Below are 14,574 nucleotides of genomic sequence, written 5' to 3'. Positions count from 1 at the left end.
CCTCTTACAACCGGTCCGCGATGACCTCCAGCAGGGACTTGCCCTCCACACCCATCAGGTCCAGCGCCTGCGTGCGGCAGGAGAAGCCGTCGGCAAGGTAGGTGGTCCCGGGGGCGGCGTCGCGCAGCGCCGGCAGCAGCGCGTTCTCCGCGACCGCCACCGACGTCTCGTAGTGGCCCTTCTGCATGCCGAAGTTGCCGGCCAGGCCGCAGCAGCCCGCGAGGACCTCGACCTTCGCCCCGCCCTTCTCGAGCAGGTTCCGGTCGGCCTCGAACCCCATCACCGAGTGCTGGTGGCAGTGCGGCTGCACGACGGCGGACACATCCGCCAGCGACGGCATCTCCCACTGGTCCGGCACGTCGTCGGAGGTCAGCAGCTCCGCCGCCGTCCGCGTCATGCGGGCGACCGCCTGGGCGCGCGGGTCGTCCGGGAACAGGTCGAGCAGGTCGGAGCGCAGCACCGCCGTGCAGGACGGCTCCAGCCCCATGATCGGGATGCCGTTCACCGCGTACGGCCCGAGCACCTCGAGCAGCTTGAGCAGCCGGCGCCGGGCGCCGTCGAGCTGACCGGTCGAGATCCAGGTGAGGCCGCAGCACGCCTGCTCGTCCGGGACGATCACGGAGTACCCGGCCTTGGTCAGCACCTTCACGGCGGCCTGCGGCACCGAGGGCGACAGCGCGTCGCTGAACGAGTCGGTCCAGAGCACCACCTTGGGCTTGGTGGCGAGCCGCGCCGCCGTGGCGCCCTCGCGGCCCGGCACGCCGAGCCCGTCGTCGTCGGCCACCACCGGCAGCCCCGGGACGCCGTGCGTCGCGCCGCCGCGTGCCCACCACTGCCGGAACGGGACCTCGGCGAACTTCGGCATCGACCGCCGCGTGTCCATGCCGCCGGCCCACAGCACCGCCTTGCCGATCCACCTCACGCCCAGCAGGCCGTTGACCAGCTCGGGGACCGCCCCGGCCAGGCGGGCCCAGCGCGGCAGCCAGCCCAGCGCGTAGTGGTCGACCGGCCGCAGCTTGCCGCGGTAGGTCCGGTACAGGACCTCCGACTTGTACTGCGCCATGTCGACGCCGGCCGGGCAGTCGCTCGAGCACGCCTTGCAGGACAGGCACAGGTCCAGCGACTCCCGGACCTCGGGCGCCGCCAGGCCGCCGACGAGGGTCCCGTTCACCGCCTCCTGCAGCACACGGGCGCGCCCGCGGGTCACGTCCTTCTCGTCCTTGGTCGCCTGGTAGCTCGGGCACATGAAGCCGCCCGACGCCGAGGTGTCCGCCCGGCACTTGCCCACGCCCACGCAGCGGTGCACGGCGGTCGACAGGTCGTTGTGGTCGTGCGCGAACGAGAACCCCTCGTACCCGGCCTTGCGCCGGACGCCGTGCCCCGAACCCTTGCCCGCCAGCGGCAGCTTGGTCCGCACCGGCGCGGCCTGGGGGCGGCGCAGGTCGTCGTCCACGGCCCGCGGCCGCACGACGACGCCCGGGTTGAGCAGGTCCTTCGGGTCGAACAGCGCCTTGAACCGCTCCATCAGCGCGATCGCCTCGGGCGAGTAGATGAGCGGCAGCAGCTCGGACCGGGCGCGGCCGTCGCCGTGCTCGCCGGACAGGGACCCGCCGTAGCCGGCGACGAGCTCCGCCGCCTCGATCATGAAGGTGCGCAGCACCGATCCCGACGTCTCCAGCGGGATGTCGATCCGCAGGTGCACGCAGCCGTCGCCGAAGTGGCCGTACGGCAGGCCGTCCACGCCGTACCGGTCCATGAGCGCCTGCAGGTCGCGCAGGTACGGGCCCAGCTTCTCGGGCGGTACCGCCGAGTCCTCCCAGCCGGGCCAGGCCTGCTCCCCCGCGGGCGTGCGGCCGGCGAGCCCGGCGCCGTCGGCCCGGATCTGCCACATCTTCGTGGCGTCCGAACCCGCGGGCAGCACCACGGAGTCCAGCGCCGTCGCGGACGCGACGATGGCGTCCGCGCGCCCCAGGGCCTCGGCCTGCGACGAGCCGCCGACCTCGATCATGAGCCACCCCGCGCCGTCGGGCAGCGCAGGGACGGACTCCGCGCCCTTGGCGCGCCGGACGACGTCGACGAGGCGCGCGTCCAGCCCCTCGATCGCGAGCGGCTTGTGGCGGAGGAGCCGCGGGACGTCGTCCGCGGCGGTGGGCATGTCGGGATAGCCGAGGACAACGAGGGTGGGCGCGCCCGGCGTCTCCACCAGGTTGAGCTCTGCCTCCAGGACGGTGACGAGCGTGCCCTCCGTGCCCACCAGGGCGCGGGCGAGGTTCGAGCCGTTCTCGGGCAGGAGGTGCTCCAGCGAGTAGCCCGAGACCTGCCGGCCGAACCGGCCGAACTCCGTGCGGATCAGCGCGAGGTTGTCCCGGACGAGCTCCTTGAGGCCGGGGACGTCGGCGAACTCCGGGTCGCCGGAGCCCGCGGTGAACCGGCGTCCGGCGCCGTCGATCACGTCGAGCGCGACCACGTTGTCGGCGGTGCGCCCGTAGGCGACGGCGTGCGGGCCGCACGCGTTGTTGCCGATCATGCCGCCGAGCGTCGCGCGGTTCTGGGTGCTCGGGTCGGGGCCGAAGCGCAGGCCGTGCGGCTTGGCCTCCGCCTGGAGGGTCGACATGATCGTGCCCGGCTGGACCCGGGCCGTGCGGTGCTTCGGGTCGATGCTCAGCACCCGGTTGAGGTTGCGCCCCAGGTCGAGCACGACACCGGGCCCCACCGAGTTGCCCGCGACGGACGTGCCCGCGCCGCGTGCCGTGATCGGGACCTTGAGCTCGCGCAGCACCTCGAGCGCCGCGACGACGTCGTCGGCCGTCTCCGGGAAGACCACACCCTCGGGGACCACCCGGTAGTTGGACGCGTCGGTGGAGTACTCGGCGCGCCGGCGCGTGCTGGTGTCGACGACGCCGGTCATGGCGGTGCGCAGCGCGTCGGCGACCGCCTCGCGCGCGGCCTCGGCGGCGTGGTCCGCCTCGCGACGAGCGGCCTTGCGCCGCTCCTCGCTCGCGGCGCGACGGCGTTCCGCCTCCTCGGCGGCACGGGCCTCGGCCTTCTCGCGGGCCGCGCGGGCGGCCTCGGCGACGTCAGCGGTGTGGCCCGTCGAGCGGTGCGCGGCGCGGTCGTCGTCGTTCATACCGTTCCGGGACGGGGCGTCGTGGGTCTGCGAGGGCACCTCGCGATTCTCGCACCACGAGGCGGCGGATCGCGCCAGGCGTTCACAGGCGAGACTCCCGCCGGTCGAGCTTGTCGAGACCTGATTGGTCTCGACAAGCTCGACCAGCGTGGAGGCTCGACCAACGAGGGCTCGAGAAGGGCGGTCAGCCCTCGAAGGTGACGTCGATCGTGATCGCGTCGACGCCCGTGAGGGCCTTCGAGATCGGGCAGCCGGCCTTGGCGGCCTCGGCGGCGGCCTTGAAGCCCGCCTCGTCGATGCCCGTCGCGAAACCGCGCACCGTCAGGGCGCTCTTGGTGATGCGGACGCCGCCTGCCGGGTCCGGCCCGAGGGTCACGTCGGCCGTGACCTCGATCTGCTCCGGCGTGGCACCGGCCCCGCCCAGCTCGTTCGTGAACGCCATGGTGAAGCACGACGAGTGCGACGCCGCGAGGAGCTCCTCGGGGCTGGTGACGCCGGCGGCCTGGTCGGCGATGCGCGCCGGCCAGGAGACGTCGTACGTCCCTACGCCCGACGACGACAGCTCGACCTGCCCCGACCCCTCCGTGAAGGTGCCGTTCCAGGCGGTGCGGGCAGTACGTGTTGCCATGGTTGCACTCCTTGTGAAGTTCAGGATGTGGGGTTTCGGATCCCTGCGTCCCCGACCCTATGACGCCCGGAGTGCGGTCGCGTCACGGTGCGAGGTCGAGCAGCTCCTCGTCCACCGCCATGACGGTCCAGCTGTTGCCCTCGACGTCGGTGAGGTCGTAGGCGGGCACGAGCAGCACGGTGCCGTCGGGCAGCGTGTAGCGCACCTCGACGAGGGCCGCGGAGCGGATGGTCACGTCCTCGACCGGCCAGGCGAGCGGCCCACCGGGCACAGGCGCGGGCAACGGCCCGGCCTTCTCCTGCGACGGCGGATCCTGCTGGGTACTGCCCAGCACCGCGCCGGCGAACCGCGGGTCGCCCAGCCGCTCGACGGCCTCCACCTCGCTGATCACGGGGTAGGAGCCGAGGCTCTCGCCGGGCTTCCCGGCAACGCGCACCTCGGCCGCCGTCGGCGCGTCCGACAGCCCGGCGCCGGCGTGGAAGACGAGCCCGGTCGCCGTCGGCAGGTCACCGCCGGCGTCGAGCGACTCCAAGGTCCCTGATCCCGCCTCGCTCTCATCCCGGGCCGTGCCCTCGTCCGGCCCGGCCATGACCGACGGCCCGTCGGCGGACTCGTCCGTGACGCCGCTCTCTGGCGCCATCTCCGGCGCCATCTCCGACGCCGCGGTGGGACCGGCCCCCGACTCCCCGGCCACGTAACCGCCCCCGCCCGCCGCGACGATGCCGGCCACCGCGGCCGCGACCAGCCACGACGTCCGGCGCCGGTAGCGTCGCAGCGCGAGCTCGTCCGCCTGCTCATGCCCTGCGGTCCCTGTCGGAGTCGCCCCGGGCTGAGCGCCCCCGGGCTGCTCCGCGATCAGCGCCTCCACCTTGGCCCGGAGCACGCCCTGGACCGGATCGGGCGCATGCCTCGCGGGGTCCGCCGCCATCAGGCGGTCGAACGCCGGGTCCGCCTGCCGTTCGTGCTCGTTCATCGCCGTCCCTCCGTGCCGTGCTCGGCTGCGCACCGCGCACACCCTCTACATGTGCTCATGCGTCCACCGCTTGCTCGTGGGCGTCCCACGCGTCGCGAAGCCGCGCCCGCGCGCGGGACAACGCCGCATCGGCACCGCCGCGGGAGACCCCGAGCACCCCGGCGAGATCGTCCCCGGACAGCCCGTCCCAGGCGACGAGCAGCAGGATGCGCCGGTCGCGCGGGGAGAGCCTGGACAGGACCTGCCGGACGGCGTCGTCCGTGGCTGCGAAGGTCGCGGGGTCCACGTCGTCCGGCTCGTCGGGGACTATCGCGACGGGCAGCGCCCGCATCTTGCGCCGGTGGTTCGCCAGCACGAAGCCGGCCGTCCGGTACATCCACGGCAGCTCGGCGCCGTCCGGAACGTCGTCGCGACGGCGCCACGCGGTGGCGAGCACCTCGGCGGCGAGGTCCTCGGCGTCGGAGGCACGACCGCCGTCGGGCAGCCTGCGCACGAAGTAGGAGTAGAGGGCGCGCGAGTGCGCGTCGAAGAGCGCACTGAACCAGGCCTCGTCGTGCTCGAGCCGTTCGTGCGGCAGATCGTCCTGCGGGGCGCCGGGGCTGTCGTCCACCCCCACACTCTGTCGTGGCTGGCGGGGTCCTTGCACCCGTGCCGCACAACAAAACGGTCTCGGCAGGCTCGACCTGCGCACGTGTCAGACGCGTGCGCACGTGTCAGACCCCCAGGTCACCCGAGTGACCTGGGGGTCTGACAACTGCGGGAGCGTCTGACAGCTCAGCTCAGCAGGCGCCCAGGTCCTGCCACACCCCCCACTCGGACGGCGCGGGCGTCTCGCCCTGCGTCCACCACTTGGCGCGCCACTCGTGGCCGTTGTGCGAGACGGTGTTCCCGCCCACGTAGACGGCCGACGCGCTCCAGGCTGCCGCCGTGCACTCCTCGACCGGCGGGTCGGTCGGGTCCGGCGGGTCCGTCGGGTCCGGGGGATCGGTCGGGTCCGTCGGACCGCCACCCTCCACCGGTCCCGGCGTACCGGTGCCGAGCACACCCTGCAGCGCGCCGGTCAGCGTGCCGGACCGGTCACCCGACAGGTCCCACCACATGGCCCCGCCCAGGCCCTCTGCCCGGATGAAGTTGGCCTTGGCCCGGACGGACTGCTCGTTGTCGTACGACCACCAGGTGCTGCCGTCGTGCCGCCAGGCAGCCCCGAGGGCGGCGTCGTAGTACCCGGTCCCGACGTTCTTGATCACGTCGTAGTCGTTGATGCCCGCCTCCCACTGCCCGGAGGCCGGGCCGGTCGCGGTACCCCACGCGTCGGACGACGGGGCGCCGGTCCAGCCGCGCCCGTACATCGCGAGGCCGAGGCCGAGCTGTGCGGGGTCGATCCCCGCGTCCGTGTACGACCGCACCGCGAGGTCGACGCTGAACTGCCGTGCGGCCTCCCGCGGGTCCTCCGGGTCGTGGTACAGGTTGCCCTGGTGTCCGGTCAGGTCCGCGTCCCACGCACCGTGCAGGTCGTAGCCCTGGACGTTGCCGAAGTCGAGGTAGTTGAAGATCTCGGGGTCGTTCCAGCCGCCCGCCGTGATGTCCGCGGGGTTGGCGGGCAGGAACGCGGAGAGCTCGTAGTCCTTGCCCGTCTGAGCGCTGAGCGCGTCGAGCTGCTCGCGGAACTCGGCGAGCAGAAGCTTGAAGTTGCGCTTGTCGTTCACCGGATCGACGTGGTTGCCCTCGGCGCCGTTCGGCGAGCCCGGCCACTCCCAGTCGATGTCGAACCCGTCGAAGACTCCTGCGGCGGCACCGGCGCCGCCGCGGCCGTCGATGACCGGCAGGTTGCCCTTGATGAACATGTTGATGCAGCTCGACACGAGCTTCTCGCGCGAGGCGTCGGTCTTGGCCGCCAGCGAGAAGTTCTTGGACCAGGTCCACCCGCCGATCGACATCATGACCTTGAGGTCGGGGTGCTTGGCCTTGAGCTGCTTGAGCTGGTTGAACGACCCGGCCAGCGGCTGGTCCCAGGAGTCGGCGGCGCCGGAGACCGAGTTGGCCGCCGTGTAGCCCATGCCGTAGTCGGCCCAGGCGTCGCCCGCGCCGTCGGAGCCGTTGGGCCCAGGGCTCTGCGCCTTGTTCGCCTCGAAGCACTCGAGGTTCTGGTGGTGGATGTTCGCGAAGGCGTAGTTGATGTGGGTCAGCTCGTCGGCCACGCCTGACGTGTCGATCTGCTTGACCTGGTAGCCGCGCCCGTACACACCCCACTGGGCGAAGTAGCCGACGCTGCGGAAGCCGTTGATGGCGGAGGTGCCGGCAGCGGAGGCGGCCTCGCTCTCCGCCGCGTTCGCGTCCCGGAGGCCGATGCCCGTCACGGCGGCGGAGGCCGCCACGGCGAGCGCGGCCACCCCCGCGAGGATTCGTCGGCCTGTCTTGCTGATGCCTGACGGCGGTTCGTACGTCGAGTCCATCGTCTTCCCTCTCTGGTCCGGTCGTGCTGCGCCGGTAGCGGTGGGTAGCGCTGGGTCACGCTCCGCTAAAAGTAAGGAAACCTGCGTTAATGGGAAATAAGGGAATTCCACACGATGGGACTACGTAGTGGAACCGCGCGATCCGCACGTGGTTGTTACGGGGTGAAACCTTCGCCTCCGAAACAACCTCGTGCGGTATCAGGCACCTCGCCCTCGGGACGGGGCAGCATGGCAGGTCAGACGGCGGTTCGCAGCAAAAGTCGTGACCTCAGGTTGATGCGGGTGAAACGTTCGGAGGCCATACTTGCGAGCACCTTGAACGAATCCGGGAGGGTGTCGACGATGACCGCGCTGCCGCAGCAAGTCGTATTTCCGCTCCCCCTTGGCGACCGCACCGTGGCACCTCACGTCGCGTGCGAGCTCAGCCGAGTGGTGGGTGACGAACCTGGATGTGTGGACCAGACAGCCCGGATGCTCGACGACGAGCATCTCCTCGGGACGGCGCTGATGCCGGACCCGCTACCTGCCGCGCGCGCTGTCCGCGAGGCGGTCGGCCCGCTCGGCCTCGACGAGGACGCACGCCGCGTGCTGCTCGTCGCCGCCGTCGCCGTGGTGGACCGCACCGAGGTGCTGCTCGCCGCGTCGGGCACCGACATAGACACGCTCATGGCCGGACCGGCCGGCCGGCACCTGCACCTGGTGGGCGGCCGGTTCCGGTTCCACCATCCCCGCATCCGCTCGATAGTCCACGAGGACGCCGACCTCGCCACCCGCACCGCCGCCCACGGGGCCCTCGCGGAGGTGCACCGCAGGGCCGACGAACCGCTCGTCGCCATGTGGCACACGGCGCTCAGCACGCTCGCGGGCGACCCCCTGCTCGCGGACGGGCTGGTCGAGCTCGCCGAGCAGCACCTCGCGCGCGGCGACGTCCACCGCGCGCACGAGGTGGCCCGCGAGGCCGCCAGCCACGGCACCGACCAGGTGCGCGCACGCGCGTTCGCGGTGGCCGGCCGGGCGGCGCTCTGGGCGGGGCACGTGCACGACGCCGTCATGCACCTCCGCCGTGCCGCCCATGCCGCAGGCACCGGCTCCCCCGCCGACGGAGCGCCCGACGCCGCGCGCCCGCTCGGCATCGCGCTCGCGCTCCTGGACGGCCGGCCCGACGCGGTGGTCCCTGGCGACGCCTGCGGCGCCGACCGTGCGGCGCTCGCCGCCGCGCGCAAGATGATGCGCATGCTCGACGGCGCCCCCGGTGAGGCCGCGGCCGTCCTCGCCGAGGTCGCGGAGCTGGCTCCCGCACGCCCGCCCAGCTGGTGGTTCGACGGCCCCTCCGACGCCATGACGCCGCTCGCGGAGGCGCACCTGCGCGTCGCCCAGTCGTACCTCGCGCTGCGCCTCGGCGACATCACCGGCGCGGCATCGGTGCTCGACGACGCCGTCGAGCGCCTGCCCGTCGCCCTCGCCTTCGGCGGGCTCGGCATAGCGCTCGCGCGGCGCCTCGACCTGGTCCGGGAGGGGCACCTGAGCCGCCCGACCGCCGCGCTCGAGGCCTCGGTGCCTGGGCAGGTGGCGCCCGTGGTCCGGGCCGCGACGCTGGGCGACCGCGCCCAGACCGCGGTGTTCAACGGCCGCTGGGTCGAGGCGGCCACGCTGCTAGGGCTCGCGGCCGAACGCGGCGGGGACGAGCTGCGCAGGCTCTGGCTGCCCACCCCCGACCCGGTGGAGCTGCTCGTGCTCGCCGGCCAGGACCGGGCTGCCCGGCACTCGCACGAACGCCTTCGGCTCCACGTCCTGCCGACAGCGGGTCCGGACTCGGCGGGCGGTTTCTCCGGCGGTCCGACGCGGCGGCGTCGGCTCGACCTGGCGCGGGCCGAGCTCGCCCTCGCGGACGCCTCTGGCGTCAACCGGGCACGCGAACGGGCCGTCGAAGCGTCGCTGCGGGTGGGCTCGACGTTCGAGCGCGGCCTCACCGAGCTGGTCGCGGCCCGCGCGTACGCGCGCCTCGGCCTGCCCGGGGACGCCGCGGCGCACCTGCTCGGGGCGCACGAGCTGTTCGAGGAGTCCGGGGCGAAGGCCTGGGAGCACATCGCCGAACAGGCGCTCAAGACGCCGGGCTTCGTGCCCGCCGGTGCGGGCGGGACGGGCGGCCGGGCGCCGGACGAGCCCGGGGACGAACCCGCCGGCGGCGGGCAGGCCGGCCTCGGGCAGGCTGCCGGCGGGCAGGCTGCCGCCGCGCAAGAGGATCTGTGCGGGCAGTGGGACGGCCTGCTCACCGAACGCGAGCTCGACGTCGCGCGGCTGGTGGTGCAGGGCCGGACGAACCGGCAGGTCGCCGCGAACCTCTACGTGTCGGTCCGCACCGTCGAGGTGCACCTGGGGCGGGTCTTCCGCAAGCTCGGGGTGCGCTCCCGGACGGAGCTGGCGGTGCTGGCGCTCAGGGGGTGAGCCGGTACGCCCGGTCAGGCCTCGACGAGGATCGTCACCGGGCCGTCGTTGACCAGCTCCACCTGCATGTCGGCACCGAACCGTCCGGTCTCGACGGTCAGGCCGCGCTCGCGCAGCGCGGCGACGACGGCGTCCACGAGGGGCTCGGCGACCGGCCCCGGCGCCGCCTGGACCCAGGTCGGGCGGCGCCCCTTGCGGGCGTCGCCGTAGAGCGTGAACTGGCTGACGACGAGCACGGGCGCGCCGACGTCGGCCACTGACTTCTCGTCGTGCAGGATCCTGAGCTCGGCGATCTTGCGGGCGATCGTCTCGACCTGGGCGGGACCGTCGTCGTGCGTGACACCGACCAGCGCCATGACGCCGGGCTTGTCGATGGCGCCGACAACCTCGCCGTCGACGGTCACCGAGGCGCGCGTGACGCGCTGCAGGACCGCCCTCATCGGCGGACCTCGTACGCATCGGCGAAGACCGCCCGGACCTCTCCGACCGGCCGGCCGCCGCCGAGCACCGGCACGCGGCCCAGCCCGTCGAGGCCACCCGGGTACACACCGGGCAGGCCTGCCGCACCCGCGGCGCGCAGGGCGGCGGCGAGGATCGCCGGACGGGCCCGTGCGGACCCGTCGAGCACCTTGAACGCGATGGCGGAGCCGTCGGGCAGCCCGGCGGCGTAGACGCCCTCGGCGCCGTCCTTCGCGACGAGGCCCGGCACCGCCTCCATCGCGAGCGTGGCGTCGCGGCCGGTGCCGCCCACCATGTCGGGGTGCGCGGAGAGCGCACGGCCGACGCGCGCCTCGTGTGAGATGACGTCGACGGTGGGCGCGGCGCCCAGGGTCGAGAACGCGCGGGCCAGGCCGAGCAGCGTCGTCGAGAACAGGGGTGCGCCGCAGCCGTCGACCGTGGTGTGCATGACCACCTCGGCGTCGCCGGTCAGCTCGAGGACGGTCGCGCGGACGGCCCGCTGCAGCGGATGCTCGGGCGACAGGTAGGTCTCGATGTCCCAGCCCTGCGTGAGGCAGGTGACGAGCATCGCGGCGTGCTTGCCCGAACAGTTCTGCGCGAGCGACGCCGGACCCGGTCCGCCGCTCAGCGGCGCCATGTGCCACTCGAGCGCGGCCGGCGGGTAGAGCGGCAGGTCAGGCGTGTTCTGCAGCGCGCCGGTGCCGAGGCCCCTGGAGGCGAGGATCTGCAGCACGCCCTCGAGGTGGAACTGCTCGCCGTTGTGGCTGGCCGCGGCCAGCGCCAGCAGGCGGTCCGGCAGCTCCAGGCCGGCGCGCAGCATCGCCACGAGCTGCAGCGGCTTGAGCGACGACCGCGCCCAGATCTGCGTGGTCGGGTTGCCCACCTGGATCACCGGCCGGCCGGCCGGGTCGAGCACCACGAGGTGCCCCAGGTGCACGGACTCGACGAGATCGCCGCGGATCACCTCGGCCAGCGGCGCGGCGTCGTCGAACACGCTGCCCGACGCCGTCCGCCCGGTCCGGGTCATCGGTGACCCTGCTCGCCCGGTCTCCATCGGCGCGGTCACCAGCCGCCCTGCGGTCCACGCGGCCGGTTGCGCGAGCTGTACGGCAGCAGACGAGGACGCAGGCTCACCCAGTAGATGATCGCCGGCGCCACCGCGATGATGTTGAGGAACGAGCCGAACATGAACCCGCCCTGGAGCCAGCCCTGCGGCAGCCCCAGGAAGCCGAGCGCGGCGGCGACGCCAAGGATCGCCAGCCAGCCGACCTTGGGCAACCGCCCTTCGGCCCGGAAGCCCTTGTCGGGTCGGCGTGCGGCGTCGATCAGTGCGACGACCTGCACGACAAAGACCACCAGCGCGAGTGCGGCCATGACGAACCACTGCAAGAATCCCACGCCGCGAGCCTACGGCACTGGCTACAGCTCCGGCAGCGCGTCCCTGGCCTCGCCCGGGGAGGCGCCCGCGGCCTCCAGCGTGTCGACGACGGGCGAGCGCAGCAGCATCACCAGCGACTGCACCTGCCAGTCGCCCTCGCCGACGGTCCGCGGGTCCACCCGCGCCGCGACGGCGGTCAGGGCGTCGCGTCCGCGCCTGCCGTCACCCCCGGAGCCGACGTCGGACGCGAGCTGCCGCACACCGGTCGCGAAGCCCTCGACGAGCTCCGCCACCGGCTCGACGTCGTGGTCGGCCTGGATGACAGGGAGCACGCGGCGGGCCATGACCCGTACCGAACGCATGGTCCGGTCCACGAGCACCGCCTGCTCCTCCAGCCGGGCGAGCTCCGCGCGATACATCCGCCCCACGGAGATCCGCGCGAGCTCGCGCGCCCCGCGTGCGGCCTCCTGCCACTCGGCGAGCACGGGCTCGGAGGCCCGGCCGCGCACGAGGGCGGCCTGGACGTCGTCGACGTCCCGCGAGCGCAGGCCACGGGCGAGCGTCTCCAGGGTCTGGGCGAGCTCGGTCACCGCCTGCTCGGCGAGGGCCCTCGGACGACGCCGGGTGTCACCGGGCGTGAGCAGCGCGACGAGGAGGGCGATGGCACCGCCGACCAGGGCGTCCGTCCACCGCCCGAGCGGCCCGCCGGAGACCGACGGCAGGCCCACCACGATGATCGCCTGCACCCCGGCCTGCGTGACGAGGAGGGCGCCGCGGTCGATGAACCGGGCGGCGATCGCGGAGATGAAGAGCACCAGGGAGAGCTGCCACCAGCCGGACCCGATGAGGTGCACGATCAGGTCGCCCATGGCGACGCCGACCGCGACGCCCACGGCCATCTCGGAGACCCGGCGGACGTCCCGCTGCGCGGAGAACCCGAGCAGGACCCACGCCGCGACGGGCGCGAAGAAGGGCTGCTCGTGCCCCAGCAGGTACCGCGCGACCAGGTAGGCGGCGCCGGCGGCGAGCGAGGCCTGGGCGATCGGGATCAGGCCCGCCCGCGCGCGTGTCCAGCCCTGGCGCAACCGGGTGCGCAGCATGAGCGTGCGCATGGCCTTGCGCCACATCTCGTCGGCCGAGCCGGACAGTGAGCTCACGGGTGCATCCTCGCATCCACCCGCCCGGGCCCCGAGACCGTGTCAGACGTACAGGTCAACGGAGTGACCTGTACGTCTGACACATGCGTGCGCGTCTGACAGGTTCGCGGTCAGATCAGGCTGCCCGGACCGCGCAGGCCACGGGTCAGCGGACCGTGCGACTCCGGGCGGTCGACCGAGACACCGTCGCCGGGAACCACTACCTCCTGGGCCGCGGACACCTCGAGGACCTGACCGGAGACCTCCCCCGCCACCATGAGCTCCTGGTCCTCGGGCACGTTGCGCTTGAGCACGGCCAGGCCGATGGGACCCAGCTCGTGGTGCCGGGCCATCGAGGTCAGCGTGCCCACCACCTTGCCGGCCCCGCCGTCCGGCGCCGGGAGGCGCACCTCCGCGCCGGGCTCGGGGAGCAGGTGCTGGGAGCCGTCGAGGTGCAGCATGACCAGCCGGCGCGGCGGCCGGCCGAGGTTGTGCACGCGGGCGACGGTCTCCTGGCCGCGGTAGCAGCCCTTGTTGATGTGGACGGCGGTCCGCAGCCAGTCCAGCTCGTGCGGGATGCTGCGGGCGTCGACGTCGCGCGCGTACCGCGGGCGCCACGCCTCGACCCGGAGGGCCTCGGTGGCCCAGGTGCCGGCGAGGGGCCAGCCGGCCGCCTCACGTGCCGAGACCTCGGCCTCCAGGTCCGCACGCGGCACCAGCACGAGCCGCCACGGGCGGGTAGTACCGGGGTGCTCGGACTCGGGCGGGCCGTAGCGCGTGCCGCCGGGCAGGACGTTCGGCCAGGCATCGTGCCAGGTCACAGGCTCGCCCTCGACGCCCTCCGCGGCGACGGGCTCGCCGATCGCCGCCCACTCGTCGGTGACGTCGGCGACCTCGACACGGAGCGTGAACCGCATCCGGTCGAGCCAGCCGGCCAGGCCGGGCGCCGACTCACGCTCGGTGATCAGCCACGTGGCCTCGCCGTCGTCCACGACGCCCGCCGCATGCTCGATGTGGCCCTGCGGCGAGAGGACCAGCAGCTCCGTGCTGGTCCGGGGCGCCAGGCCGTCGAGCTGCTGCGAGGTGATCGAGTGCAGCCAGCTCAGCCGGTCCGGGCCGGCGACCCGGACGATCCCGAGGTGCGACTGGTCGACCACCGCCCCGCCGCGCGACAGCGCGCGCTGCTCGGCCGTCGGGTCGCCGTAGTGCCAGGCGATCCCGGCGTCGGGACCGGACGCGGCGACCGCGCCGTGGCGGCTCAACAGGGGGCTCTCGTAATCCATGCTCACCTCAGGTGCAGCGTTGTGGGCGGGCGGGGCATTCCCCGCCTGCGTTGTCTCTGCGGGTTACGACTGCCGGTCCAGCTCCGCCGACGCGTAAGAGCGCATGGGCTCGCCGAACGCGGCGAGCTCCTCCACCCAGAGCAGGCGGCCCTGCACCAGTCCGTACAGCCGCTTCGACGCCCGCACCTCGGACGCCGTCGACGTCCGCGCGATGGCGTCCGAAGCCAGGTCGATCCGCCCGTTGCCCGCGGCGCCGACGTAGACCGTGATGCGCCCGGAGGCGTCGGCGACGAGCACCTCGAGCGCGTGCTTCTCGTCCTCGAGGCCGTCGGGGCGGTCGGTGGACACCCGCCAGTAGCCGGTCTCGGTGGACCAGACGGTGCCGGCCGGGTCCGGCACGGGGGCCGGCCACTCGCCGTCGTCGGGCAGCTTGTCGGGGACCGTCTCGTCCAGTACCCGCAGCGTGGACTCGAAGCGCACGTACGGGCCGCCGTCGTGGTCGAAGACAAGGTCCTGCACGAACGTCTTCTTGCCGATGCTCGGGTACTCGATCACGCCCTCGCCGCGCCACCGGCCGACCAGCCAGGCCAGCGGGTACACGTCGGGCGAGAGGCCGTCAGGGAACGTGAACGTCATCAGCGCTGGCCCGTGTACAGCTTGTAGACGACGTAGCCGGCGAACCAGGTGACCGC

General features: G+C 73.5%; 12 protein-coding genes. 1 reads left to right on the top strand and 11 read right to left on the bottom strand.

Annotated elements, in window-relative coordinates:
* Positions 1-4: 4 nt before the first annotated feature.
* From ACNYC2_RS00935 to ACNYC2_RS00915, 5 genes are all read right to left on the bottom strand, one after another.
* On the bottom strand, positions 5-2,908 hold the full coding sequence (locus tag ACNYC2_RS00935) for an FAD-binding and (Fe-S)-binding domain-containing protein (protein WP_419707749.1): 2,904 nt from the start codon (positions 2,906-2,908) through the stop codon (positions 5-7).
* Between the two features lie 403 nt (positions 2,909-3,311).
* Positions 3,312-3,755: an OsmC family peroxiredoxin gene (locus ACNYC2_RS00930; protein WP_357450614.1), complete on the bottom strand. Its 444-nt coding sequence runs from the start codon at positions 3,753-3,755 to the stop codon at positions 3,312-3,314.
* Between the two features lie 82 nt (positions 3,756-3,837).
* Positions 3,838-4,728, bottom strand: a complete 891-nt coding sequence (locus ACNYC2_RS00925; RefSeq protein ID WP_419705259.1) for a hypothetical protein — start codon at positions 4,726-4,728, stop codon at positions 3,838-3,840.
* A gap of 55 nt (positions 4,729-4,783) precedes the next feature.
* Positions 4,784-5,338 carry an RNA polymerase sigma factor gene (locus tag ACNYC2_RS00920; RefSeq protein WP_419705258.1) on the bottom strand — a complete coding sequence of 185 codons (555 nt, stop codon included), beginning with the start codon at positions 5,336-5,338 and terminating at the stop codon, positions 4,784-4,786.
* A gap of 169 nt (positions 5,339-5,507) precedes the next feature.
* On the bottom strand, positions 5,508-7,181 hold the full coding sequence (locus ACNYC2_RS00915; protein ID WP_419705257.1) for a glycosyl hydrolase family 18 protein: 1,674 nt from the start codon (positions 7,179-7,181) through the stop codon (positions 5,508-5,510).
* A gap of 453 nt (positions 7,182-7,634) precedes the next feature.
* On the opposite strand from ACNYC2_RS00915, the gene ACNYC2_RS00910 reads away from it, so the two are divergent.
* Positions 7,635-9,626, top strand: a complete 1,992-nt coding sequence (locus tag ACNYC2_RS00910; RefSeq protein ID WP_419705256.1) for a LuxR C-terminal-related transcriptional regulator — start codon at positions 7,635-7,637, stop codon at positions 9,624-9,626.
* Between the two features lie 14 nt (positions 9,627-9,640).
* Here ACNYC2_RS00910 and dtd read toward each other — a convergent pair whose 3' ends face one another.
* From dtd to ACNYC2_RS00880, 6 genes are all read right to left on the bottom strand, one after another.
* On the bottom strand, positions 9,641-10,066 hold the full coding sequence (gene dtd / locus ACNYC2_RS00905; protein ID WP_419705255.1) for a D-aminoacyl-tRNA deacylase: 426 nt from the start codon (positions 10,064-10,066) through the stop codon (positions 9,641-9,643).
* Positions 10,063-11,112 carry an asparaginase gene (locus ACNYC2_RS00900; protein ID WP_419705254.1) on the bottom strand — a complete coding sequence of 350 codons (1,050 nt, stop codon included), beginning with the start codon at positions 11,110-11,112 and terminating at the stop codon, positions 10,063-10,065. The genes dtd and ACNYC2_RS00900 overlap by 4 nt, the downstream gene beginning before the upstream one ends.
* 35 nt (positions 11,113-11,147) lie before the next feature.
* A complete protein-coding gene (locus tag ACNYC2_RS00895; RefSeq protein ID WP_419705253.1) occupies positions 11,148-11,483 on the bottom strand; it encodes a DUF2516 family protein in 336 nt (111 codons plus the stop codon).
* Positions 11,484-11,504: 21 nt separating this feature from the next.
* The gene (locus ACNYC2_RS00890; protein WP_419705252.1) at positions 11,505-12,620 is read right to left on the bottom strand and encodes an FUSC family protein; all 1,116 of its coding nucleotides are present in this window, start codon (positions 12,618-12,620) and stop codon (positions 11,505-11,507) included.
* 110 nt (positions 12,621-12,730) lie between these two features.
* Positions 12,731-13,882, bottom strand: a complete 1,152-nt coding sequence (locus ACNYC2_RS00885) for a YgfZ/GcvT domain-containing protein (protein ID WP_419705251.1) — start codon at positions 13,880-13,882, stop codon at positions 12,731-12,733.
* A gap of 63 nt (positions 13,883-13,945) precedes the next feature.
* Positions 13,946-14,518, bottom strand: a complete 573-nt coding sequence (locus ACNYC2_RS00880) for an FABP family protein (RefSeq protein ID WP_377224008.1) — start codon at positions 14,516-14,518, stop codon at positions 13,946-13,948.
* Between the last annotated feature and the right edge of the window lie 56 nt (positions 14,519-14,574).

This window comes from Promicromonospora sp. NFX87 (genome assembly GCF_048564965.1).
Taxonomy (GTDB): Bacteria; Actinomycetota; Actinomycetes; order Actinomycetales; family Cellulomonadaceae; genus Promicromonospora.
This window is presented reverse-complemented; position numbering and strand designations above follow the sequence as displayed.